We start from the raw sequence: 22,515 nt of genomic DNA on the forward strand, positions 1-22,515 counted from the left end.
TGTCTGTGATTCGCGCAGCATATCAGAAGCACGCGTGAGCGCCCATTTGACGCGGACCGGTCCGCGCGGCATGCTGGAAAAATCGTCCCATCAGGAGCCGACCATGTCAGACCAAGCGCGCTACAACCGCCGTTCCCGCCATGTGACCGAAGGCGTCGCCCGCAGCCCGAACCGCTCGATGTATTACGCGATGGGCTATCGCAAGGAGGATTTCGACAAGCCGATGATCGGCGTCGCCAACGGCCATTCCACGATCACGCCCTGCAATTCCGGCCTGCAGAAACTGGCCGACGTGGCCATCGCCACCATCCGCGATGCCGGTGCGAATCCGCAGGTGTTCGGCACCCCTACCATTTCCGACGGCATGTCGATGGGGACGGAGGGCATGAAGTTCTCGCTGATTTCGCGCGAGGTGATCGCCGACTGCATCGAGACGTGCGTGAACGGGCAGTGGATGGATGGCGTCGTCGTGATCGGCGGCTGCGACAAGAACATGCCGGGCGGGATGATCGCGCTGGCGCGCACGAATGTCCCCGGCATCTACGTCTATGGCGGCACGATCCGGCCGGGACACTGGAAGGGCAAGGACCTGACGATCGTCTCGGCCTTCGAAGCCGTGGGCGAATTCACGGCGGGGCGCATGAGCCAGGAGGATTTCGACGGCATCGAGCGCAACGCCTGTCCGTCGTCCGGGTCGTGCGGCGGCATGTACACGGCGAACACGATGTCATCGTCGTTCGAGGCGCTCGGCATGTCGCTGCTGTACTCGTCGACGATGGCCAATCCGGACGACGAAAAAACGGGATCGGCGGCGGAGTCCGCGCGCGTGCTCGTGGAAGCCGTCAAGCGCGACCTGAAGCCGCGCGACATCATCACGAGACAGTCCATCGAGAACGCGGTCGCGCTGATCATGGCGACGGGCGGTTCGACGAACGCCGTGCTGCACTACCTCGCCATCGCGCACGCGGCCGAGGTGGAATGGACGATCGACGATTTCGAGCGCGTGCGGCGCAAGGTGCCCGTGATCTGCAATTTGAAACCGTCGGGCGAATACGTCGCGACGGACCTGCACCAGGCCGGCGGCATCCCGCAGGTGATGAAGCTGTTGCTGGACGCGGGCCTGCTGCACGGCGACTGCATCACCATCACGGGCCGCACGCTGGCGGAGGAACTGGAGAATGTGCCATCCGCGCCGCCGGAGGGCCAGGACGTCATCCGGCCGCTGGACCGGGCGCTGTACAACGAAGGCCATCTCGCCATCCTGAAGGGGAATCTGTCGCCGGAAGGCTGCGTGGCCAAGATCACGGGCCTGAAAAATCCCGTGATCACGGGGCCGGCGCGCGTGTTCGACGACGAGTACAGCGCGATGGACACGATCCTCGCGAATAAAATCAATCCGGGCGACGTGCTCGTGCTGCGCTACCTGGGCCCGCGCGGCGGTCCGGGCATGCCGGAGATGCTGGCGCCGACGGCGGCGCTGATCGGCAAGGGCCTCGGAGAATCCGTGGGGCTGATCACGGACGGCCGGTTCTCCGGCGGCACCTGGGGCATGGTCGTGGGCCACGTGGCGCCGGAAGCGTTCGAGGGCGGCACGATCGCGCTCGTGCAGGAAGGGGATTCGATCACGATCGACGCGCACCGGCAGCTGATCCAGCTGAACGTGCCGGACGACGAGATCGCCCGCCGCCGCGCGGCGTGGGTGCGGCCGGCACCGCGTTATACGCGTGGCGTGCTGGCCAAGTTCGCGGCGATCGCACAGCCTGCCAGCAAGGGCGCCGTCACCTGCTGAATTTGAAACGTCGTTCCCGCGAAAGCGGGAACCCATGTTGAGTTTCGGAACTTGAGTACGTCGCAGAGACGCATTGCGACCGACTTCGGTGCTTCAGTATGGGTCCCCGCTTTCGCGAGGACGACGGTCTTTATACGTCCCAAGAACATGCCATATACGCCACATGGCCTGTTCGGCAATGAAGCGCGCGTGCTATGCTGCCGGGCGCTTATTTGCGCTTGTCGAAGCTCTGCTTCACGCGCTCCTTGCGCCGCTTCTCGTCGAGGTCGTGGGCCTTGCGCTTGTCGAGGCCCAGCATCTTTTCGATAAATTCGAACCAGATGAAGCCGGCGACCATCAGGCCGATGATCCACCACCAGGACAGTTCGGCGAAGCGCCAGACCTCGAAATAGCGCAGCACGACGAGGACGAGGATCAGGAGGATCAGGGGCATAACGGAATTCCTTTCGAGCGGCCATGGTACAACAGTGCTGCTGATAAGCAACGGAATACTGCCATCTGGTCAACGACTATCTGTATCATCCGTTACTGAATATGTCCACGCCGCTTCTGCGCAGGAAACCCGATAGAATTCGAATTACAGGAATACCCCCAACTGGAGATAGTCGATGAAACGTACCATGATGTTGTTTGCTGCAGTCTCTGCCCTGGCTTCGACCGGCGCCTTCGCGCAAGACGCGGCCGCCCTGGCGAAGGCCAAGAATTGCATGGCTTGCCACTCCGTGCAAACCAAGCTGGTCGGCCCGGCCTACAAGGATGTCGCCGCCAAATACGCAGGCCAGAAAGATGCCGAAGGCAAGCTGGTTGCCAAGGTCCTGAAGGGTGGTTCGGGTGTCTGGGGTCCGGTCCCGATGCCGGCCAATCCGCAAGTCAGCGAAGCCGAAGCGCACACGCTGGTCAAGTGGGTCCTGGCGCAGAAATAATCCTGCGATCCAACGCCTGAAAAAGCGCGCCATGCATGTGCAGGCGCGCTTTTTTTATTGCGCTTAACGGATCACGTCCAGCTTCGTGCGCTTGCCGCCCTTGTAGGTGAACAGGGTCAGCGCGCCATCCTTGATGTCGCCGTTCGCATCGAACTGGATCGTGCCGGTCACGCCCTCGTACTTGATGTTCTTGAGGACCGGCAGGTATTTGGCGGGATCGGCCGATTTCGCGTTCTGCATCGCCGTCGCCATTACCATCACGGAATCGTAGACGTACGGCGCGTACAGCTGCACGTCCATGTTGAACTTCTTCTTGTAGCGGGCGCGGAAGTCTTCCATGACTTTTTCCTGCGGACCCTTCACGCCACCCGCTTCCGCACAATAGACCTTGCCTTCGCCGAGACCATCGCCGGCCAGGCGGCCCAGCGCGTCCGTGCACATGCCGTCGCCGCCCATGAACACGGCCTGGATGCCCAGTGCCTTCATCTGCTTGAGCATCGGGCCCGCGACGGAATCCATGCCGCCGAAGAAGATCAGGTCCGGCTTCTTCGCCTTGATCGACGTGAGGATCGCCGTGTAGTCGGTGGCCGTGGCGCTCGTGAATTCGCGGCCGACGACCTTGATGCCCGGCTTTTTCAGGCCCTTCGCGAATTCGTCCGCGACGCCCTGGCCGTACGTCGTGCGGTCGTCGATGATGGCGATGTTTTTCGCGTGCAGCGTGTCGATCGCGTATTTGCTCAGCGTGCTGCCCAGCTTGGCGTCGCTGGCGACGACGCGGAACGCGCCCGGGAAGCGCTGGCGCGTGTAGACGGGCGCCGTCGTGGCGGGCGAGATCTGCACGATGCCGGCATCGTTGTAGATCTTCGACGCGGGCACGGTGGTGCCGGAATTCAGGTGGCCGACCACGCCGTTGACTTTCGCGTCGACGAGCTTCTGCGCCACCGCCGTGCCCTGCTTGGGATCGGCGCCGTCGTCCTCGGAGATCAGCTGCAGCGTGGCTTTCTGGCCGTTCAGCGTGAAGCCCTTTGCGTTGAGCTCGTCGATCGCCATGCGCGCGGCGTTCTCGTTGTCCTTGCCGAGGTGGGCGCTGGGGCCGGAGATCGGCGCCACGTGGCCGATCTTGACGACTTGCTGCGCGCTTGCCGTGCCCGCGAAGGCGAGGGCGATGGCGAAGGGGATGAGTTTCGTAGTGACCTGCATGTTCTCTCCAGGAAGAATGTTATGTGCGCTGAGCAAAGTTACTCTAATTTACGCTGCGCGCAAAGCGTTCTAATCGAGAGAACGACCGGGTTCAGTCGCGCGACCGCAGATGCGTGAGTTCCTGCGCGACGGCGCGCGCGACGACCTGCTCGACCGTCACCTGCAGCCCGTCGCGCAATTCGGTCGCGAGCCGCGTCACCACGTGGTCCAGCACGGGCGCCATGCTGCTGCGGACCTGGTCTTCCAGCACCAGCTCGACGCGGTCCTGCAACCGGTCGAGCACGCGTGCGACGAGGCGTTCCTCGAGGGCGCGCCAGGCGTCGTCGTCGAGCTCGCGCGGCGTGGGCTGCTCCGGTTCCGGCTGGGCTTGTGCCGCCGGTTCCGGCGCGCTGTCGGGCACAACCTCGGCCACGACCTCGGTGAGGACGGGAATGCTTTCGTCGTTGAAGGGAATATCGCTCATGATTGTCCCGCCACGAAGTGGGTCAACGGATAGGACTGCTTCTTGTAGGCGACATAGCGCGCGCGGCCGGCGGCGGCGTCTTCCTCGTCCGTCGAGATGATCTCGAACACGCGCGCGAACTGCTCGAAGCCGGCCGGCGTGCGGCGCGTCAGGTTCACGAGCATGTCGCGGTGCGGCAGCTCGACGCTTTCGTCGGTCGTGACGATGACCGGCGTCTCCGGCGCGAGGGGATCGCCCGCCATCACGTGCGGGATGAAGTCGGTGCCGGACAGCGTCCACAGCGCCTCGTTCAGGGCCTCCGCCTGCGCGGGGCTGTCGGCCAGCAGGACGAGCTTCGCGCGCGCCGCGTACGCCTTGCGCGCGAGGCGGCAGACGTAGCTGAGCTTGTCGGGGATGTTGGTGTGGAAGTCGATCCGGGTCATGGTCGGTCGGGAGTATAAACCACCGTCGCCCCCGCGCAGGCGGGGGCCCAATTTTGCGCAGCCGGCTGCACGTGCGGAATTGGGTTCCCGCCTGCGCGGGAACGACGTGCTTGTGCTAACGATGAAATGAACAATGTCGGCATTATGCTCAGAACTGAAAATCCGGTGTCGTTTTCTTCGGCTGCGGCTGCTGGCGCGGTTGCTGCCGTTCCGCCTGCGCGGCCGCCGCATCCGGCGCCGGTGCCGCCGGCAATCGTGGCGGCGGGGCCGGTGCCGCCGCATCGCTGGCCCCGGTCCGGTAGCCCGGCGGGAGTACGGACTTGCGTGGATAAGACGCGGCATCGAGCGCTTCGTTCCACGCACCGGCCGTAAAACCGGTCACCGGGCGGTTGCCGACGACGAGCAGCGGCAGCTCGTCCTTGCCGCCGGCGCGCTGCAGCTGCTCGCGGTCTTCCGCCGTGTTCACGGTCTTTTCCGCGAACGGAATGCCGCGCGCGCGCAGCAGGGCGCGGCCCTGGTCGCAGGCGTCGCAGCGGGCCGTCGTGTACAGGGTCACCGGGTGCAGCTTCATGGCGCGCGCCAGTTCGTACGGCAGCGACGGCGCCGCTTCCGGCCGGCTGTCGGGGCGCAGCACCTGCGCTGAACCCTTGGCCGGCGGCGTATCGCTGTAATGCACGACGCCGGCCGCATCCTTCCACTTGTACGTCTGGCCGTGCGCGGCGGCAGCGGCGACGACGAGTGCGAATGCGGCCAAGGCGCGCATGTCGATCAGGCCTGCATCCCGTTATGGCGCAGCAGCGCGTCGATCTTCGGTTCGCGGCCGCGGAAGGCCCTGAACGATTCGAGCGCCGGGCGCGAGCCGCCCACGGCCAGGATCTCGCGGTGGAAGCGCTTGCCCGTCTCGTCGAGCAGCGATCCGCCGCCCGCTTCGACGGCTTCCTCGAACGCGGCATACGCGTCCGCCGACAGCACCTCGGCCCACTTGTAGCTGTAATAGCCGGCCGCGTAGCCGCCCGCGAAGATGTGGCCGAACGAATGCTGGAAGCGGTTGAACGACGGCGGGATCAGCACGGAGAATTTCGTGCGCACCTCGTCGACGAGTTCCTGCACGGTCTTCTGGCTGTTCGGATCGAAGTCGTAGTGCAGGTGCATGTCGATCAGCGAGAACTCGACCTGGCGCAGCGTCTGCATGCCGGACTGGAAGTTCTTCGCCGCGAGCATCTTGTCGTACAGCGCGCGCGGCAGCGGCTCGCCCGTTTTCACGTGCGCTGTCATGCCCTGCAGGACGTCCCACTCCCAGCAGAAGTTTTCCATGAACTGCGACGGCAGCTCGACGGCATCCCATTCCACGCCCGAGATGCCGGACACCGACAGCTCGTCCACTTCCGTCAGCATGTGATGCAGGCCGTGGCCGAATTCGTGGAACAGCGTCGTCACTTCGTCGTGCGTGAACAGCGACGGCTGCAGCTTGCCGTCGACTTCGGCGGGCGGCGTGAAGTTGCAGGTCAGGTAGGCGATCGGCGTCTGCACGATGCCGCCCGTCGTCAGGCGACGGCCGCGCGCGTCGTCCATCCACGCGCCCTGGCCTTTACCGGGACGCGCGTACAGGTCGAGGTAGAACTGGCCGATCAGCTGGCCGTTCTTCTCGATGCGGAAGAAGCGCACGTCCGGATGCCAGACCGGTGCGTCGTCCGGAGAAATCGTCACGTCGAACAGTTTGGAGATCAGGCCGAACAGGCCCGCGACGACTTTCGGCTCCGGGAAGTATTCCTTCACTTCCTGCGCGGAGAATGCGTAGCGCTTCTCGCGCAGCTTTTCCGACGCATAGGTCACGTCCCAGGCCTGCATGTCGGCGATGCCCAGTTCGTCCTTCGCGAACGCGCGCAGCTCGGCCAGGTCCTTCTCGGCGTAAGGACGGGCGCGGCGGGCGAGGTCTTCGAGGAACTCGATCACGTGTTCCGGCGTCTCGGCCATCTTCGGTTCGAGCGAGACGTGGGCAAAGCTCTGGAAGTCGAGCAGCTTCGCTTCCTCGTCGCGCAGCCTCAAGAGTTGGGCGATGTTGCCCGTGTTGTCCCACTTTTCCAGCTCGGAGAACACGGCGCCCATTTCCGACGCCTTGGTGGCGTTGGCGCGGTAGATCTGTTCGCGCAGCTCGCGCTTGTCGGCGAATTGCAGGATCGGGAAGTAGGACGGGAAGTGCAGGCTGAATTGCCAGCCCGTCTTGCCGTCGCGCTCGGCCGCCGCGCGTGCGGCCGCCTTCACGTCGTCCGGCAGGCCGGACAGGTCGGCTTCATCCGTGACGAGCAGTTTGAAGTCGTTGGTCGCGTCCAGCACGTTTTCCGAGAAGCGCGTGGACAGTTTTGCCTGCTCTTCCTGGATCTCGGCGAAGCGTTCCTTCTGCATCGAAGGCAGCTCGGCGCCGCCCAGGCGGAAGTCGCGCAGGGCGTTCTCGACGATGCGCTTGCGGGCCGGGGTCAGGTTCGCGAAGTCGGCGCTCGCGCGCAGCTGCTTGTATTTGTCGAACAGCGCCTCGTTCTGGCCCAGCTCCGTCCAGAACTCGGTGATCTTCGGCTGGTTCTCGTTGTAGGTGGCACGCAGCTCGGGCGTGTCCATCACGTGGTTCAGGTGGTTGACCACGCCCCAGGCACGGCCGAGGCGTTCCGTCGCTTCCTCGAGCGGGACGACGAAGTTGTCCCACGTGACCGCGCCTTGCGCCGGTGCTTCGGCCTGGGTCACGGCGGTGCGCGCTTCGGCGATCAGCTGTTCGATCGCCGGCGTGACGTGCTCGGGGCGGATAAGGTCGAACCGGGGCAGGCCCGAGAAGTCGAGGAGGGGATTGGTCGTTTCGGTCGTCATGTCTAGAGTCCTTTATTCAATCTCACCGCCATCTTACCCGGGCCGGCCGTTTAAGGCGCTTATGCGCGCTTGGCGACGCGCTCGGCCGACTCCAGCGTATTCATGAGCAGCATGGTGATGGTCATCGGACCCACGCCACCCGGCACCGGCGTGATGTGGCCGGCGACTTCCTTGACGCTGTCGAAGTCGACGTCGCCGCACAGCTTGCCTTCGTCGTTGCGGTTGATGCCCACGTCGATGACGATGGCGCCTGGCTTGACCATGTCGCCCGTCAGCGTGTTGCGGCGGCCGACGGCGGCCACGACGACGTCCGCCTGGCGGGTGTGGTAGCCCAGGTCCGGCGTACCGCTATGGCAGATGGTGACGGTGGCATTCTGTTGCAAGAGCAGCAGCGCCATCGGCTTGCCGACCGTGTTGCTGCGGCCGATGACGACGGCATGCTTGCCGCGCAGGTCGACGCCGGTCGTCTCGATCAGCTTCATGCAGCCGTACGGCGTGCATGGGCGGAAGCCTTCCAGGCCGGCCATCAGTTCGCCGGCGGACAGCACCGAGTAGCCGTCCACGTCCTTGCTGGTCGCAATGGCTTCGATGACCTTCGTTGCGTCGATGTGCTTCGGCAGCGGCATCTGCACCAGGATGCCGTGGATGGCCGGATCCGCGTTCAGGGCGGCGATACGGTCGAGCAGGGCCTGCTCGGAGAGATCGGCCTCGTACTTTTCCAGCACGGAGTGGAAGCCCACGTCGCCGCAGGCCTTGACCTTGTTGCGCACGTAGACGTGGCTGGCCGGATCGTCGCCGACGATGATCACCGCCAGGCCGGGCTGGTGGCCGGCAGCGGTGAGGGCGGCGGTGCGGGCGGCGATGTCGGCGCGCAGTTGTTGGGAAAGTTTGACTCCGTCGATCAGTTGGGCGGTCATGGCAGGGACTCGTGTGCTGGACAAAAACGAAATTATACGTGCCGCAACGGTATCGCGCGCCGCCCGGCGCCGTTCGTTGTCATATTTATCGACGTGCCTGTGTCGGGCAGAACCCGCATTTCATGCGCCTCACATGGCCTTCATCTCACATTATGAAATCGAATATCATATTTTGAAAATTGCGTGCTCCACTGGTAGAATCGTCAGGCTTTATCAAAGGGATAGTCTTTTCGCCACCAAACGTCCGTGACGAATTTCAGGATCGGGTGGGGCACCACACTCAAGGAGACGTAGCAATGTCAGCTCAACTCGACCAGTTGACGGCACAAGCCGCCAACGACCCGGATACGCTCGAGACCAAGGAATGGCTCGACGCGCTTGAAGCGGTCATCGAATTCGAAGGTACCGATCGCGCGCACTACCTGCTGGAGCGCCTGGTCGACCTGGCGCGCCGCCGCGGCGCCCATGTTCCGTTCTCGAGCAACACCGCCTACGTGAACACGATTCCGGCCCACCTGGAAGCCCACTGCCCCGGCAACCTGGAATACGAAGAGCGCCTGCGCTCGTGGATGCGCTGGAATGCGATGGCGATGGTCGTCAAGGCCAACCGCCTGGATGGCGACCTCGGTGGCCACATCTCGTCGTTTGCCTCGCTGGCCAACATGCTGGGCATCGGCTTCAACCACTTCTGGCACGCCGAGACCGAAGACCACGGTGGCGACCTGCTGTACATCCAGGGCCACTCGTCGCCCGGCATCTACGCCCGTGCGTTCCTGGAAGGCCGCCTGACCGAAGAGCAGCTGCTGAACTTCCGCCAGGAAGTCGACGGCAAGGGCCTGTCGTCGTACCCGCACCCGAAACTGATGCCGGACTTCTGGCAGTTCCCGACCGTGTCGATGGGCCTGGGCCCGATCATGGCGATCTACCAGGCGCGCTTCCTGAAGTACCTGGAAGCCCGCGGCATCGCCAAGACCGACAACCGCAAGGTCTGGGTCTTCTGCGGCGACGGCGAGATGGACGAGCCGGAATCGATGGGCGCGATCGGCATGGCCGCGCGCGAAAAGCTCGACAACCTCGTCATGGTCGTCAACTGCAACCTGCAGCGCCTGGACGGCCCGGTGCGCGGTAACGGCAAGATCATCCAGGAACTGGAAGCGGACTTCCGCGGCGCCGGCTGGAACGTCGTCAAGGTCATCTGGGGCCCGGGTTGGGACGCCCTGCTGGCCAAGGACAAGGACGGCATCCTGCAGCGCGTGATGATGGAAACCGTCGACGGCGAATACCAGAACTACAAGGCGAAAGACGGCGCGTACGTGCGCAAGCACTTCTTCGGCAAGCACCCCGAGCTGCTGAAGATGGTCGCGAACATGACCGACGACGACATCTGGCGCCTGACCCGCGGCGGCCACGACCCGCACAAGATCTACGCGGCCTTCAAGAACGCCCAGGAAAACAAGGGCACCCCGACCGTGCTGCTCGTGAAGACCGTCAAGGGCTTCGGCATGGGCAAGTCGGGCGAGGCGCGCAACACGGCGCACCAGACCAAGAAACTGGACGACGAGGCCATCCGCGAAATGCGCGACCGCTTCGCCATCCCGATCCCGGACGACAAGCTGGCCGACATCCCGTTCTTCAAGCCGTCCGACGACGCGCCTGAAATGAAATACCTGCACGAGCGCCGCAAGGCCCTCGGCGGCTACCTGCCGCAGCGCCGCCAGCAGGCCGACGAGAAGCTGCCGGTCCCGCCGCTGTCGAACTTCAAGGCCGTCACCGACCCGACCGCCGCCGGCCGCGAGATCTCGACGACGCAAGCCTATGTGCGTACGCTGACCGCGCTGCTGAAGGATCCGGCCATCGGCCAGCGCATCGTCCCGATCCTGGTCGACGAATCGCGTACGTTCGGTATGGAAGGCCTGTTCCGCCAGATCGGTATCTTCAACCAGCAGGGCCAGTTGTACGAGCCGGTCGACAAGGACCAGGTGATGTACTACCGCGAAGACAAGGCGGGCCAGATCCTGCAAGAGGGTATCAACGAAGCGGGCGGCATGTGCTCGTGGATCGCCGCGGCGACGTCGTACTCGACGAACAACCGCGTGATGATCCCGTTCTACACGTACTACTCGATGTTCGGCCTGCAGCGCGTCGGTGACCTGGCCTGGCTGGCCGGCGACATCCGCGCCCGCGGCTTCCTGATGGCCGGTACGGCCGGCCGCACGACGCTGAACGGCGAAGGCCTGCAGCACGAAGATGGCCACAGCCACATCTTCGCGGCGACCATCCCGACCTGCGTCCCGTACGACCCGACGTATGCGCACGAAGTGGCGGTGATCATCCAGGACGGCCTGCATCGCATGGTGGAGAAGCAGGAAGATGTGTTCTATTACATCACCATCATGAACGAGAACTACGAGCAGCCGGGCCTGAAGCCGGGTACGGAAGAGGGCATCATCAAGGGCATGTACCTGCTGCAGGAAGGCGACAAGTCGGCCAAGCAGCGCGTGCAGCTGATGGGCTCCGGCACCATCCTGCGCGAGTCCGTGTTCGCTGCCGAACTGCTGAAGAACGACTGGGGCGTCGCCGCCGACGTGTGGTCGTGCCCGTCGCTGACCCTGCTGGCCCGCGACGGCCAGGATGCCGACCGCTGGAACCTGGTGCATCCGACCGAAGCACCGCGCGTGCCGTACGTGACCCAGCTGCTGCAGGGTTCCGAAGGCCCGATCGTCGCGACGACCGACTACATGCGCCTGTTCGCCGAACAGATCCGCGCGTACATCCCGAGCGGCCGCACGTACAAGGTCCTGGGCACCGACGGCTTCGGCCGTTCGGACAGCCGTGCCAAGCTGCGTGAGTTCTTCGAGGTGAACCGTTACTACATCACGGTCGCCGCGCTGAAGTCGCTGGCCGAAGAAGGCAAGATCGACGCGAAGGTGGTGGCGGACGCGATCGCCAAGTACGGCATCGATCCGAACAAGCCGAATCCTGTGACCCAGTAATGCTCTAAGCCCGTTGCCCCCGCAGGAATAGCGTTCCTGACGGGGGCAACGTATGATTGAGCTGACAATAATACGGAGCTAACACACTATGAGCATTGTGGAAGTCAAAGTCCCCGACATCGGTGACTTCAAGGAAGTCGAAATCATCGAGCTGATGGTCAAGCCGGGCGACACCATCAAGGTCGACCAGTCGCTGATCACGGTCGAATCGGACAAGGCCAGCATGGAGATCCCGTCGACCCATGCGGGCGTCGTGAAGGAACTCAAGGTCAAGGTCGGCGACAAGGTCGGCGAAGGCTCGCTCGTGCTGCTGCTCGAGGAAGCCGCTGGCGGCGCGGAAGCCGCACCGGCGCCGGCACCTGCAGCCGCAGCACCGGCACCGGCTCCGGCCGCAGCGCCTGCACCGGCGCCGGCACCCGCCGCAGCACCGGCCCCGGCTCCCGCCGCAGCACCGGCACCTGCACCGGCCGCCGCCGCCGCGCCTGCCGCGAGCTTCGCATCGGCCCACGCGTCGCCGTCCGTGCGCAAGTTCGCGCGTGAACTGGGCGTCGACCTGAACAAGGTCAAGGGTTCCGGTCCGAAGGGCCGCATCACCCAGGAAGACGTGCAGGGCTTCGTCAAGTCGGCACTGGCCGCAGGCCCGACGGCCGCGCCGGCCGCAGCCGGCGGTGGCGCAGGCCTGAACCTGCTGCCGTGGCCGTCGCTGGACTTCTCCAAGTTCGGCGAGACCGAAGCGCAGCCGCTGTCGCGCATCAAGAAGATCTCCGGCCCGAACCTGCACCGCAACTGGGTCATGATCCCGCACGTGACGCAGTTCGAAGAAGCCGACGTGACCGACCTGGAAGACCTGCGTGTCGAATCGAACGCCGCGTATGCGAAAGCCAAGTCGCCGGTCAAGCTGACCATGCTGGCGTTCGTGATCAAGGCCTCCGTCGCCGCGCTGAAGAAGTTCCCGAACTTTAACGCGTCGCTGGACGAAGCCAACGGCCAGCTGATCCTCAAGAAGTACTACAACATCGGCTTCGCGGCCGACACGCCGAACGGCCTGGTCGTCCCGGTCATCAAGGACGCCGACAAGAAGTCCGTGTCGCAGATCGCCACCGAAATGGGCGAGCTGTCCGCACAGGCGCGCGAAGGCAAGCTGTCGCCGGCGAACATGCAGGGCGCGACCTTCACGATCTCGTCGCTGGGTGGCCTGGGCGGTACCGCGTTCACCCCGATCATCAACGCGCCGGAAGTCGCGATCCTGGGCCTGTCCAAGTCCTCGATGAAGCCGGTGTGGGATGGCAAGGCTTTCCAGCCGCGTCTGATGCTGCCGCTGTCGCTGTCGTTCGATCACCGCGTGATCGACGGTGCCGCCGGCGCCCGCTTCACGACCTACCTGGCCGATGTCCTGGCCGACCTGCGCAAGACGCTGCTGTAAGGAGAGCCCATGAGCACCGTTGAAGTCAAAGTCCCGAATATCGGCGATTTCAAGGAAGTCGAAATCATCGAGCTGATGGTCAAGCCCGGCGACACCATCAAGGTCGACCAGTCGCTGGTCACTGTCGAATCGGACAAGGCCAGCATGGAGATCCCGTCGACCCACGCCGGCGTCGTGCAGGAACTGAAGGTCAAGGTCGGCGACAAGGTGAGCGAAGGCTCGCTGCTGCTGACCGTCGACGACGCAGGCGCGGGCGCTGCTGCGGCACCTGCAGCTGCTCCGGCACCTGCTGCGGCGCCTGCCGCCGAGCAGGCACCGGCCAACAAGCCGGCCGATTCGTACGCACCGGCACACCCGACCCCGTCGGCACCGGCAGCACCCATTCCGAACGCGGCCAGCTATAGCGGCCCGGTCGACGTCGAATGCGAGATGATGGTGCTGGGCGCCGGCCCCGGCGGCTACTCGGCCGCCTTCCGCTCGGCGGACCTGGGCATGAACACCGTCCTCGTCGAAAAGTACGCGACGCTGGGCGGCGTGTGCCTGAACGTGGGCTGCATCCCGTCCAAGGCGCTGCTGCACGTGGCGCACATCATGGACGAGACGGCGCACATGGCCGATCTCGGCGTGTCGTTCGCCAAGCCGGACGTCGACATCGACAAGCTGCGCGCCTACAAGGACAAGGTCATCAAGACGATGACGGGCGGCCTGGCCGGCATGGCCAAGGCGCGCAAGGTCAACGTCGTGCAGGGCGTCGGTAAATTCCTGAGCCCGAACCACATCGAAGTGACCGGTCCGGATGGCGCGAAGAAGGTCGTCGCGTTCCAGAAGGCGATCATCGCGGCCGGTTCGGCCGTGGTAAAACTGCCGTTCGTGCCGGAAGATCCGCGCATCGTCGATTCGACGGGCGCGCTGGAACTGCGCCAGGTGCCGAAGCGCATGCTCGTCATCGGCGGCGGCATCATCGGCCTGGAAATGGCGACCGTGTACTCGACGCTGGGTGCGCGCATCGACGTCGTCGAGATGATGGATGGCCTGATGCAGGGCGCGGACCGCGAGGCCGTCAAGGTCTGGCAGAAGTTCAACGCGTCCCGCTTCGACAACATCATGTTGAAGACCAAGACCGTCGGCGTGGAAGCGCTGCCGGAAGGGATCAAGGTCACGTTCGAAGCCGCCGAGGCAGGTCAGCCGGCACCGGAAGCGCAGGTCTACGACCTCGTGCTGGTGGCCGTGGGCCGCAGCCCGAACGGCAAGAAGATCGGCGCGGAAGCGGCCGGCGTGTCGGTCACCGACCGCGGCTTCATCCCGGTCGACGGCCAGATGCGCACCAACGTGCCGCACATCTTCGCCATCGGCGACCTGGTGGGCCAGCCGATGCTGGCGCACAAGGCCGTGCATGAAGCCCACGTCGCCGCGGAAGCCGCGCACGGCGAGAAGGCCTTCTTCGATGCGAAGGTGATCCCGTCGGTCGCGTACACCGATCCGGAAGTGGCATGGGTCGGCCTGACGGAAGACGAAGCGAAAGCGAAGGGCATCAAGATCGAGAAGGGCCACTTCCCGTGGGCCGCATCGGGCCGCGCCGTCGCCAACGGCCGCTCGGAAGGCTTCACGAAGCTGCTGTTCGACGCCGAGACCCACCGCATCATCGGCGGCACGATCGTCGGCACGAGCGCCGGCGACATGATCGGCGAAGTCGCGCTGGCCATCGAGATGGGCGCGGACGGCGTGGACATCGGCAAGACGATCCACCCGCACCCGACGCTGGGCGAATCGATCGGCATGGCGGCGGAGGCCTACGAAGGCGTCTGCACCGACCTGCCGCCGCCGCGCAAGCGCTGATTCGGCGCGCTGCAAAAAACCGGGACCGCGTGTCCCGGTTTTTTTACGTCCGGAAGTCAGATCAGTGGCAGGAACCCATGCACGAAGTCATCGTCTGCTGATATGCCTGATCGTATGCTGCCTGAATTTGCGGAACTTTGCCGTTCATGCAGTCGCCAATAGCCTGACCGTAGTAATGGGCATAGCAGTATGTCAGCGCATCCTGCTGCGCTTGCATTGCCGCGTTATACGCTGCCTGGCCCGCAGCATTTTGGCAAACGGTAGTGCAGTCCGTGGCCTGGGCCGGGATTGCAATTGCCGCGAATACGGCGACGGCAGCGGCAATCTGTTTTTTATAGTTAACAGACAAGAATTTCATAGGGAACTCCTCCAAGAATTTTTAGAAATAGCCCAGTTGAGGCGCTAGCCGTCAGTGAAGAGAACCTGTCCGGGACTCTCCACAGTCGGCATTTGATTGTATTTCATAAAGTTAAATACAAATGTCACGCAATTCCACAGTTTCGAATTAAGTTCCATGCATTCCGCTCGGGGTTCTTGCAAGCATTTCATGACGTCGAAAAAAAACCGGGACCATGTGTCCCGGTTTTTTTTATTTCGAGTCCACGGTCAATTCGTTCCGTGAAGCCGGCGTTGCAGCATGTCTTTCGCCATCGCAAGCGCCTTGTCCGGCGTTGCTGCGATATCCGGTACGACGCCCACGCCCTCCCAGTTGGTATGGGTAATGGGACTGATGGTGCGCGCATTGGGTATCGCGGCGAAAAAATGGTCCGCAAGGCGGAAGGGACGCGTGGGGTGGGCGCCGCCCCAGGTCCGCTCGCCGATCAGCGTGGCGCGTTTCAGTGCCTGCATCGTGTAGGCGAAGTCCTCGCCGGCCGACATCGTGCCGGGGCCCGTCAGGATCAGGACCGGCTTCTTGCCACCATAACGCTTGCCGTCCAGCTGGTCGATCGTCCATTGCTGCGTGGTGACGCCGGTATCACGGTCCCAGATGTCATTGAGGCGCGTACGCGCATCGACGAAATAGCTGACCAGCAAAACCACCCCGTCTGGTGTGCCGCCGTGGTTGTTGCGCAGGTCGACGATCAGGCCGTCGGTGTCGGCGAGCTTGTCCATCGCTGCGGCGTATCTTGGTCCCACAAGGAAAGGCGGCGGAAAGCCGGAAATGTCGAGGTAGCCGATCCTGGGGCTCAGGTGATCGACTTTTTCCACGCCAAGGCTGGACGCGAGCACATGCTGGCGCACATCGGGGGGCGCCATTCGTTCCCACTCGGCCAGCGATTTCGGTGGCGGCCCGTCTACACGGTCGGGCTGCACCAGCCCGGGGTTGAATCCGACGAACAAGTGCTTGTCATGAAGGACGTCGGCAAGATCGGCCGTGAGCTGTTTTGCCAGTTGTTCGCCATCCGTGATCCCATCGTACTTGCCCTCGCGCTGGCGCTGGCGCAGGACCGTTTCGACCTGTTTGGCCCGGTCGGGAAAGACATAGTGATCGTTCAGCTTTGCCACGAGCGCATCGATCGCTTGCACGCGCATCGCGCTGTCGACAGCAACCTTGGGCGGCGGCTCGGGCGTGACGGCATGGGCGCCGAGTGCGGTCAGCAGCAGCAAACACGATACGAGGATCCATTTCTTTTTCATTTTTTTCCTTTGGCAGTGTATAGGAAACGATTACTTCATTGTATGGGTAATGAAGTGAAATCAGAGTAGCACAAAAATTACTATCAAATGGTAGTATCTTTGGCAATTATCCGGCGTGCATATTGGCTTGACGACAAGTAGGTGGTCGCCGATGATTGCCGGGCGGCGCGGCATGACGCCGCTGCCCTCGACCCTGGAGACGACACAATGAAACGATTCATCCTGGCCGCCGGCCTGCTGGCGGGCGGCCTGGCCGGCCTCGCGCAGGCAGCCGACAAGGCCGATGACGCACAGCTGCGTGCGGCCATCGCCGGCAGCCATCGGAGCAGCAACAACGCGGCGCGCGACCAGTGGCGCCATCCCTATGAAACCCTGACGTTCTTTGGCATCAAGCCGAACATGACCGTGGTCGAGCTGACGCCGGGTGGCGGCTGGTACACCGAGATCCTGGCGCCCTACCTGCGCGATAACGGCAAGCTGATCGCCGCAGGCGCGGCCTTCGATCCGGCGAAGCGCTCCACCGTCGCCTTCAAGCAGAAGCTGGACGCCAACCCGGCAGTCTTCGGCAAGGTCGTGCAGGGCGTGTTCGAGCCGCCGTCGACCTACAACTTCGCGGCCCCCGGCAGCGTCGACATGGTGGTCACCTTCCGCAACCTGCATAACTGGATCGAGGGGGGCGGCGACGAAGCGCTCAAGAGCGTGTTCAAGGCCGCCTACACCAGCCTGAAGCCGGGCGGGGTGCTGGGCATCGAAGAACATCGCCTGCCCGAAGCAATGCCGCAGGATGCGAAGGCCTCGAGCGGCTATGTGCACGAGTCCTATGTGATCAAGATGGCGGAAAGCGTCGGCTTCAAGCTGGCCGCCAAATCCGACATCAACGCCAACCCGAAGGACAAGGCCGACCACAAGGGCGGCGTGTGGGCCCTGCCGCCGACCCTGACCAACCGCGACCAGGACCGCGACAAATACCGGGCGATCGGCGAGAGCGACCGTATGACGCTCAAGTTCGTGAAGCCATAAAAAACCGGGACACGCGTGTCCCGGTTTTTTTACGCCGGTCGAATCGTCACGGCTTGGCCGCAAACAGTCCAATTTCAGCGAGATCCGTAAAGCCGGTATCGCCGTTATTGGACGTGATGTTGAGCCGGTACCAGCGATACGCGCCCGGGCTCGCGACCGTGTAGCTGTTCAACTGGAAGCGGTTGGCGAACGCCTGGCCGCTTTGCGTGTCGAGCGTCGTCCAGTTCACGCCGTCGTTGGAGCCCTGGAACTGCCAGTCCTTCGGGTCGCGCCCGATCTTGTCGTTGGCGCTGATGACCGTGTAGCGCTGCACCGTCTCCGTGTGGCCGAGGTCATACTGCAGCCAGCCCATCACGCCCGAGTAGAACCAGTACGACCCCGAGTTCCGGTCGAAGGCGTTGCCGGAGTTGGCCGCGTTGTTCCTGCTGTCGTTGGGCGTGCCGCCGGTAGCGACGTTCACTAGCGGATGCACCGGCGTGGCGCTGTCCTCGGCGGAGTTCGCGCTCGTGCCGGCGGCGTTCGTTGCTGTGACGGTGTAGTAGTAGGTCGTGCCGTTGGTCACCGACGTGTCGATGTAGCTGCCACCCGTGACATTGGCCGCGATGGTCGTGTAGGGGCCGCCGCTGGCGGTGGAACGCAGGACCGTGTAGCCGGTGGCCCCGAAGGACTGCTGCCAGCGTAGCGGGACGACGCCGTCACCCGGCTCGGCCAGCAGCGTGGCGGGCGCGGCGGGGATGACGGCCGGCGCGCCACCGTCTCCGCCCGTGACCTGGACGTTGCTGAAGGTGGAGCTGTTCAGCGTGCCGTTGGCGACCGAGGAAACGACCAGGCCGACATAGATCGTATCGGGCAGCGGACCGTCGATGCGGCCCACGTCGGTCGCGGCCCAGTTGGTGCCGTCGGGAGACAGGTAGCCGGTAATCATGTTGCCGATGCGCTCGAGCTTCACCCAGTAAGAGGCAGTGGCGCTGGCGATGGGAAGGACCTTGTTCCCGTAGTTGTTGCCGCCGTACACGGCGAGATTCTGCATGTTCTGTTCGGCCTGGATCCGGTTGGTGATGGCCATCCAGGCGCGCGGCGCGCCTTGGGCCAGGCTCGTGCGCATCATGACGCCTGCTTTCGCGGACGGGCTGGTGTTCTGGAGCGATTCCACTTTCGCGATGATCGCGCCGTCGCCGGTGAGCGCCTGGTACGCGAAGTGGCAGCTGTCGTTCCCACCCCAGATCTCGGCGCCTCCGCCTTTCACCGTCCATTTGCCGTCGGCGTAGGTGGCCGAGCCGGCCGGAGCGGCGCCCCCGATGTCGACATCGGTCAGGCCCGACGTGATCGATGCGGTCGCGGGAATGGCCAGTGGCGGCGGAGGCGTCGCCGTCGACGTGTCGACGTCCTTCAGGAACACGAAGCTGCCGCTGTCCACCGGCATCCACTGGCGACGCTGCGCGATGAACGGTGCCTGCATGCCCTTGCGGACGACGTACGCGCCATGGATCTGGTTGAGCACGATGTTCCCGCCCCCCCAGCCGTTCCACCCACGGTTCGTGTTGTCGGCGATGTAGTAGGCGTCGGTGGTGCCGAACGGGAGGAAGGGCGTGGGCTCGAGCTCGTTCACCCGCGCGAAATATTCGCCCGCCGCCAGCAGGCGGTTGTCGAAATCCGAATAGACGTCGATGCCTTGCTTCCACAGCGCTTCGGCGAGCATGACCAGCGATTTGAGCTGCCCGTGAAAGTGTCCCTGATCGCGCAGGGAGTCGCCGAGCATGCCGATGTCGTTGGAACTGCGCAGGCCGACGTGGGCGAGCGTGCGGGTCTGGGCGACGACCCGGTTCAGCAGCTCGGTGTCGTCATTGAAGATGGCCATCAACCCGAGCGCGTTCAGGGCCAGCGCGCCCTTGTTGGCGGCGCCGAACATGTTGTCGCCATACGGGTTCGATGCCGGAATCAGGACGTTGGCGAAATAGGCCTTCACCGTGGCCGTGTCGGCGTCCGTCCAGTCCGGCCACGTGCCGCGCAGGATATCCGCGCCACCCACGAACATGTAGGCGTAGTCGCCCAGGTCGAGCATCGACTCGCGGCCCGCGAATTCGGTCTGGACGGTGGCCCACTGCATCAGGATGTCGTGCGCCTTCTTCGCGTAGTCCTTGTTGCCGGTGAAATACCACATCCGCGACAGATTCCAGATCGCGACCATGTCGTTGCGCCACGGCCAGAGGTTCACGTCGGGGGCGCGGCTCACGGTCGCGTACGGTCCCGCCATGACGTAGGTGGTCCTGGCCTTGCCGTCGTTCTTCAACTGGTCGTAGGCGGACTTCCATGGCTGCCTGCCTTGATCGACGTACGACTTGAGCGTCGTGAGATCGGAGACAGTGAGCGGCGTGCCCGGATGGGTGAAACCGGTGACCTGCGCCGTACCGTAACCCGGCAGCACGGCGGTGCTCAGCATGAGCAGTGCGGCGGCAAGACGGGTGCGGCCAAACATCGTGGAACTATTTTTCATCGGTAGCCTTCATTAATGAACATCCAAACGGCGCGCTGCCGTGATTGCGACAGCGCGCCCCGAAAATGTCACGTTCAAGGGCGTCCCGGGCGTCCCCGTCGCCTTGCCCGCAGCCTCGCCTCAGAGGGAAGAGAGGTTTTCGTTCGAGCGTCAAACTATTAAATTATGGCAGTCATATTTCCATGCGGCAATAAGTTTACGTAGGTATGTGGGTAACTGTCTCATTAATTTAACATTAACGTTGACTTTGGTGTGGTTCATCTTGCAATGTCGTGCGCACCCGGTTTTGTTAACGTGGATAAGGTGGGAATGTGCGCATTTCAACCGGCAGTCCATCTGCTATGTTGGTCGTCGCTGTCCGTCCCAAAAAAAGAAAGACGCGCATGGCCAACTACAAACACGTTGTTTCGCTGCTCATGACGATCGCCCTCGTGCCTGCGCACGCGTCCGGCAACGAGCCCCCGAAGGTGATCGTCAAGGGCAAACACGATTCGTCCACGGTCATCGTCAAGGGCGTGCGCGATCCGTCGGCATGGTTCCGGATCGTGAGCCAGCACCTGATCGTCTATTCGAACGACGACCCCGACGATGTCATCGAACTGGTCAACAACCTGGAACGGCTCGACGCCGTGCTGCGCCTGTACCTGAAGCCGTTCCTGGATGGGCGGGAGGCGCTGCCCAAGTTCACGCTGTACTTCCAGGGGCGGCCGGACTTGCCGCCGGAGCTGGGTGCGATCGACAGCTCTGCCACCGCCCTGACCAGCATCTGTCCCTCCGGGACGCTCGCGTTCACGTTCAGCAAGGCAAAGAGCTGGAAGCTGGACAATGCGTCGCTGCTCCGACCGGAGGACGATTACACGCTGATGACGAATTTCTGGATATACGCCGATAACTTCCTGTACCGCCATACGCGCATCCGCGCACCCGTATGGTTCTTTGCCGGCTTCGATGCGTATTTCGGCGGCATGCGATTCACCGACAACCAGATGCTGGTCGGCCGCGATGCTGGCACGTCCTACGATCTGCTGCAGTTGATCGACGCGGGCTGGACCAGGCGCCTGCGGTTCGACGACGTCCTGCACGACCGCTCGCCGGCCGGGAGGTTTGCGGTCGGCACGAACGCGCATTACCTGCAATCGGAATTCCTCGGACGCGCGTTCAATCTCGTGCACTACATGCTCTCGTCCGAGGACAACCGCAACAAGATGGCCAGGTATCTCGAACGGGTCAACGAGGGCGGCGATCCCGCCGATTCTTTTGCCGACATATTTGGCCTGTCGGGACAGGAACTCGATACGGCGATGTGGCGTTACCGCAGGATGTCCATGAAGATCCTCCAGGTCGAGGTGCCCGACCTGCCTCGCGCCCACATCGAGTTCACCCGCCTGAGCCGCATCGAGGGCGAGTTCGTGCTCGACAACGCCGCGCTGAAGACCTGCCCCGCGCCCGCCCACGGCAGGGCAATGCTGGCGCGCTTGCAGCAGAAGGCAGCGCAGGCGCCCGCCGTCGATCTTGCCCGGATCTCGCTGAGCCGCGCCCAGGTCGAGTGGGGCGATCCCCTTGATGCCATCGGCTACCTGACGCACGCCGTCGAAAACGATCCGTACAATCCCGAGCCGTATTATCTGCTGGGCCTGGCGTACGCGAAGCTGGCGGAACGGGCGGGGGCCGACAGGCAGGAGCGGCTGGCGGCGGCCCGTGCCAGCCTGACGGAGGCCGCCCTGCTGGCGCCGGAAGCGCCCGACGTGTCGTACGCGCTGTTCCGCGTCGGGCTCATGGGCACGCAGCCGACCGACAAGGACATGACCAGGGCAATCGACGCCTGGCGCCACGGGCACGATGTCTTCGCGTTCGCGCGCGCGGCCGCGCTGGCGCAGGCATGGCTGGGAGATGCCGCCGGCGCCTATCAGGTGTTCAATACGCTGGCGCGCAACACGCGGGATACCGACAGCGCCGCATGGGCAACGATCTGGCTCGCCAGGCTGGAGAAGGGCGTGCCGCGGGATGAACTGCTGGCGGCGATGCGGGCGGAACGCACGACGGTTCCCGGCGCCCGGTCGTGGATGCACAGCCGACGGTAGGACCCCGCGTTGATCTATGACCGGCGGCGTCCGGCGTCATCCCACAACCGCTCCATCGACAAATAGGTGTACGACGCCGTCCACCCGATGAGCAGCATCCCGTTCAGCGCCTGCATGCCCGCCAGCAGGCGCAGGTCGCCGTGCGGCAGCACGTCGCCGTAGCCCAGCGTCGTGTAGGTCTCGGCGGAGAAGTACAGGCAGCGTGTGAACGGCAGCGGGCCGGGATCGCCCATCGGGCCGATGCCGAAGCGGGTCGCGAGCAGGTAGTAGGCGAGGCCGTACAGCAGGATTTCGATGAAGTGCGCGCCGAACGCGCCGACGATCACGAACACGAGCCGCATGCGCGGCGGGATGCGCAACGCGGGCAGCGCCGTCGTCATCAGGCGCAGGACCTCGTAGTGGATCACGGTCGTGGCGATCAGCAGGAATGCGCAGGCGGCGATGGCGATGCCCATGCTCT

The 22,515-nt window shown here is 64.1% G+C and carries 18 protein-coding genes; 7 read left to right on the plus strand and 11 right to left on the minus strand.

Annotated elements, in window-relative coordinates; translation table 11 throughout:
* Positions 1-103: 103 nt before the first annotated feature.
* Positions 104-1,789: a dihydroxy-acid dehydratase gene (gene ilvD, locus P0M04_RS14210; protein ID WP_259449904.1), complete on the plus strand. Its 1,686-nt coding sequence runs from the start codon at positions 104-106 to the stop codon at positions 1,787-1,789.
* A gap of 208 nt (positions 1,790-1,997) precedes the next feature.
* Here the strand turns inward: ilvD and P0M04_RS14215 are convergent, their stop codons facing one another.
* The gene (locus P0M04_RS14215; RefSeq protein WP_259449905.1) at positions 1,998-2,222 is read right to left on the minus strand and encodes a TIGR04438 family Trp-rich protein; all 225 of its coding nucleotides are present in this window, start codon (positions 2,220-2,222) and stop codon (positions 1,998-2,000) included.
* 175 nt (positions 2,223-2,397) lie between these two features.
* Between P0M04_RS14215 and P0M04_RS14220 the strand changes: the two genes are divergently transcribed.
* The gene (locus tag P0M04_RS14220; protein ID WP_259449906.1) at positions 2,398-2,712 is read left to right on the plus strand and encodes a c-type cytochrome; all 315 of its coding nucleotides are present in this window, start codon (positions 2,398-2,400) and stop codon (positions 2,710-2,712) included.
* A 63-nt stretch (positions 2,713-2,775) separates the two neighbouring features.
* Here the strand turns inward: P0M04_RS14220 and P0M04_RS14225 are convergent, their stop codons facing one another.
* The 6 genes from P0M04_RS14225 to folD all read right to left on the minus strand — a co-directional run bounded on the left by P0M04_RS14225 (position 2,776) and on the right by folD (position 8,570).
* Entirely contained in the window at positions 2,776-3,912 is a 1,137-nt protein-coding gene (locus P0M04_RS14225) for a branched-chain amino acid ABC transporter substrate-binding protein (RefSeq protein ID WP_259449907.1), read from the minus strand.
* Between the two features lie 91 nt (positions 3,913-4,003).
* The gene (locus P0M04_RS14230) at positions 4,004-4,375 is read right to left on the minus strand and encodes a DUF2486 family protein (protein WP_259449908.1); all 372 of its coding nucleotides are present in this window, start codon (positions 4,373-4,375) and stop codon (positions 4,004-4,006) included.
* Entirely contained in the window at positions 4,372-4,797 is a 426-nt protein-coding gene (locus tag P0M04_RS14235) for a DNA polymerase III subunit chi (RefSeq protein ID WP_259449909.1), read from the minus strand. The genes P0M04_RS14230 and P0M04_RS14235 overlap by 4 nt, the downstream gene beginning before the upstream one ends.
* Positions 4,798-4,945: 148 nt before the next feature.
* The gene (locus P0M04_RS14240) at positions 4,946-5,560 is read right to left on the minus strand and encodes a glutaredoxin family protein (RefSeq protein WP_259449910.1); all 615 of its coding nucleotides are present in this window, start codon (positions 5,558-5,560) and stop codon (positions 4,946-4,948) included.
* A 5-nt stretch (positions 5,561-5,565) separates the two neighbouring features.
* Entirely contained in the window at positions 5,566-7,653 is a 2,088-nt protein-coding gene (locus tag P0M04_RS14245; RefSeq protein WP_259449911.1) for a M3 family metallopeptidase, read from the minus strand.
* Positions 7,654-7,712: 59 nt separating this feature from the next.
* A complete protein-coding gene (gene folD, locus P0M04_RS14250) occupies positions 7,713-8,570 on the minus strand; it encodes a bifunctional methylenetetrahydrofolate dehydrogenase/methenyltetrahydrofolate cyclohydrolase FolD (protein ID WP_259449912.1) in 858 nt (285 codons plus the stop codon).
* 296 nt (positions 8,571-8,866) lie between these two features.
* Between folD and aceE the strand changes: the two genes are divergently transcribed.
* From aceE to lpdA, 3 genes are all read left to right on the plus strand, one after another.
* Complete coding sequence (aceE, locus tag P0M04_RS14255) at positions 8,867-11,563, plus strand: pyruvate dehydrogenase (acetyl-transferring), homodimeric type (protein ID WP_259449913.1); 2,697 nt, start codon at positions 8,867-8,869, stop codon at positions 11,561-11,563.
* Between the two features lie 88 nt (positions 11,564-11,651).
* Positions 11,652-12,986 (plus strand): dihydrolipoyllysine-residue acetyltransferase, encoded by a 1,335-nt coding sequence (gene aceF / locus P0M04_RS14260; RefSeq protein ID WP_259449914.1) that lies wholly within the window; start codon positions 11,652-11,654, stop codon positions 12,984-12,986.
* A gap of 9 nt (positions 12,987-12,995) precedes the next feature.
* On the plus strand, positions 12,996-14,822 hold the full coding sequence (gene lpdA, locus P0M04_RS14265) for a dihydrolipoyl dehydrogenase (RefSeq protein WP_259449915.1): 1,827 nt from the start codon (positions 12,996-12,998) through the stop codon (positions 14,820-14,822).
* Positions 14,823-14,883: 61 nt separating this feature from the next.
* Here lpdA and P0M04_RS14270 read toward each other — a convergent pair whose 3' ends face one another.
* Positions 14,884-15,180, minus strand: coding sequence for a hypothetical protein (locus P0M04_RS14270; RefSeq protein ID WP_259449916.1), 297 nt, complete (start codon positions 15,178-15,180; stop codon positions 14,884-14,886).
* Positions 15,181-15,428: 248 nt separating this feature from the next.
* Complete coding sequence (locus P0M04_RS14275; protein WP_259449917.1) at positions 15,429-16,460, minus strand: S41 family peptidase; 1,032 nt, start codon at positions 16,458-16,460, stop codon at positions 15,429-15,431.
* A 207-nt stretch (positions 16,461-16,667) separates the two neighbouring features.
* Here P0M04_RS14275 and P0M04_RS14280 point away from each other — a divergent pair, with 207 nt between their 5' ends.
* On the plus strand, positions 16,668-17,480 hold the full coding sequence (locus P0M04_RS14280; RefSeq protein ID WP_259449918.1) for a class I SAM-dependent methyltransferase: 813 nt from the start codon (positions 16,668-16,670) through the stop codon (positions 17,478-17,480).
* Positions 17,481-17,526: 46 nt separating this feature from the next.
* Here P0M04_RS14280 and P0M04_RS14285 read toward each other — a convergent pair whose 3' ends face one another.
* Positions 17,527-19,974, minus strand: a complete 2,448-nt coding sequence (locus P0M04_RS14285) for a discoidin domain-containing protein (protein ID WP_259449919.1) — start codon at positions 19,972-19,974, stop codon at positions 17,527-17,529.
* A 383-nt stretch (positions 19,975-20,357) separates the two neighbouring features.
* Between P0M04_RS14285 and P0M04_RS14290 the strand changes: the two genes are divergently transcribed.
* Entirely contained in the window at positions 20,358-22,055 is a 1,698-nt protein-coding gene (locus tag P0M04_RS14290) for a tetratricopeptide repeat protein (RefSeq protein ID WP_259449920.1), read from the plus strand.
* A gap of 14 nt (positions 22,056-22,069) precedes the next feature.
* Here the strand turns inward: P0M04_RS14290 and P0M04_RS14295 are convergent, their stop codons facing one another.
* Positions 22,070-22,510, minus strand: a complete 441-nt coding sequence (locus P0M04_RS14295; protein WP_259449921.1) for a potassium channel family protein — start codon at positions 22,508-22,510, stop codon at positions 22,070-22,072.
* Positions 22,511-22,515: the final 5 nt, after the last annotated feature.

This window comes from Telluria mixta (assembly GCF_029223865.1).
Classification (GTDB): Bacteria; Pseudomonadota; Gammaproteobacteria; order Burkholderiales; family Burkholderiaceae_D; genus Telluria; species Telluria mixta.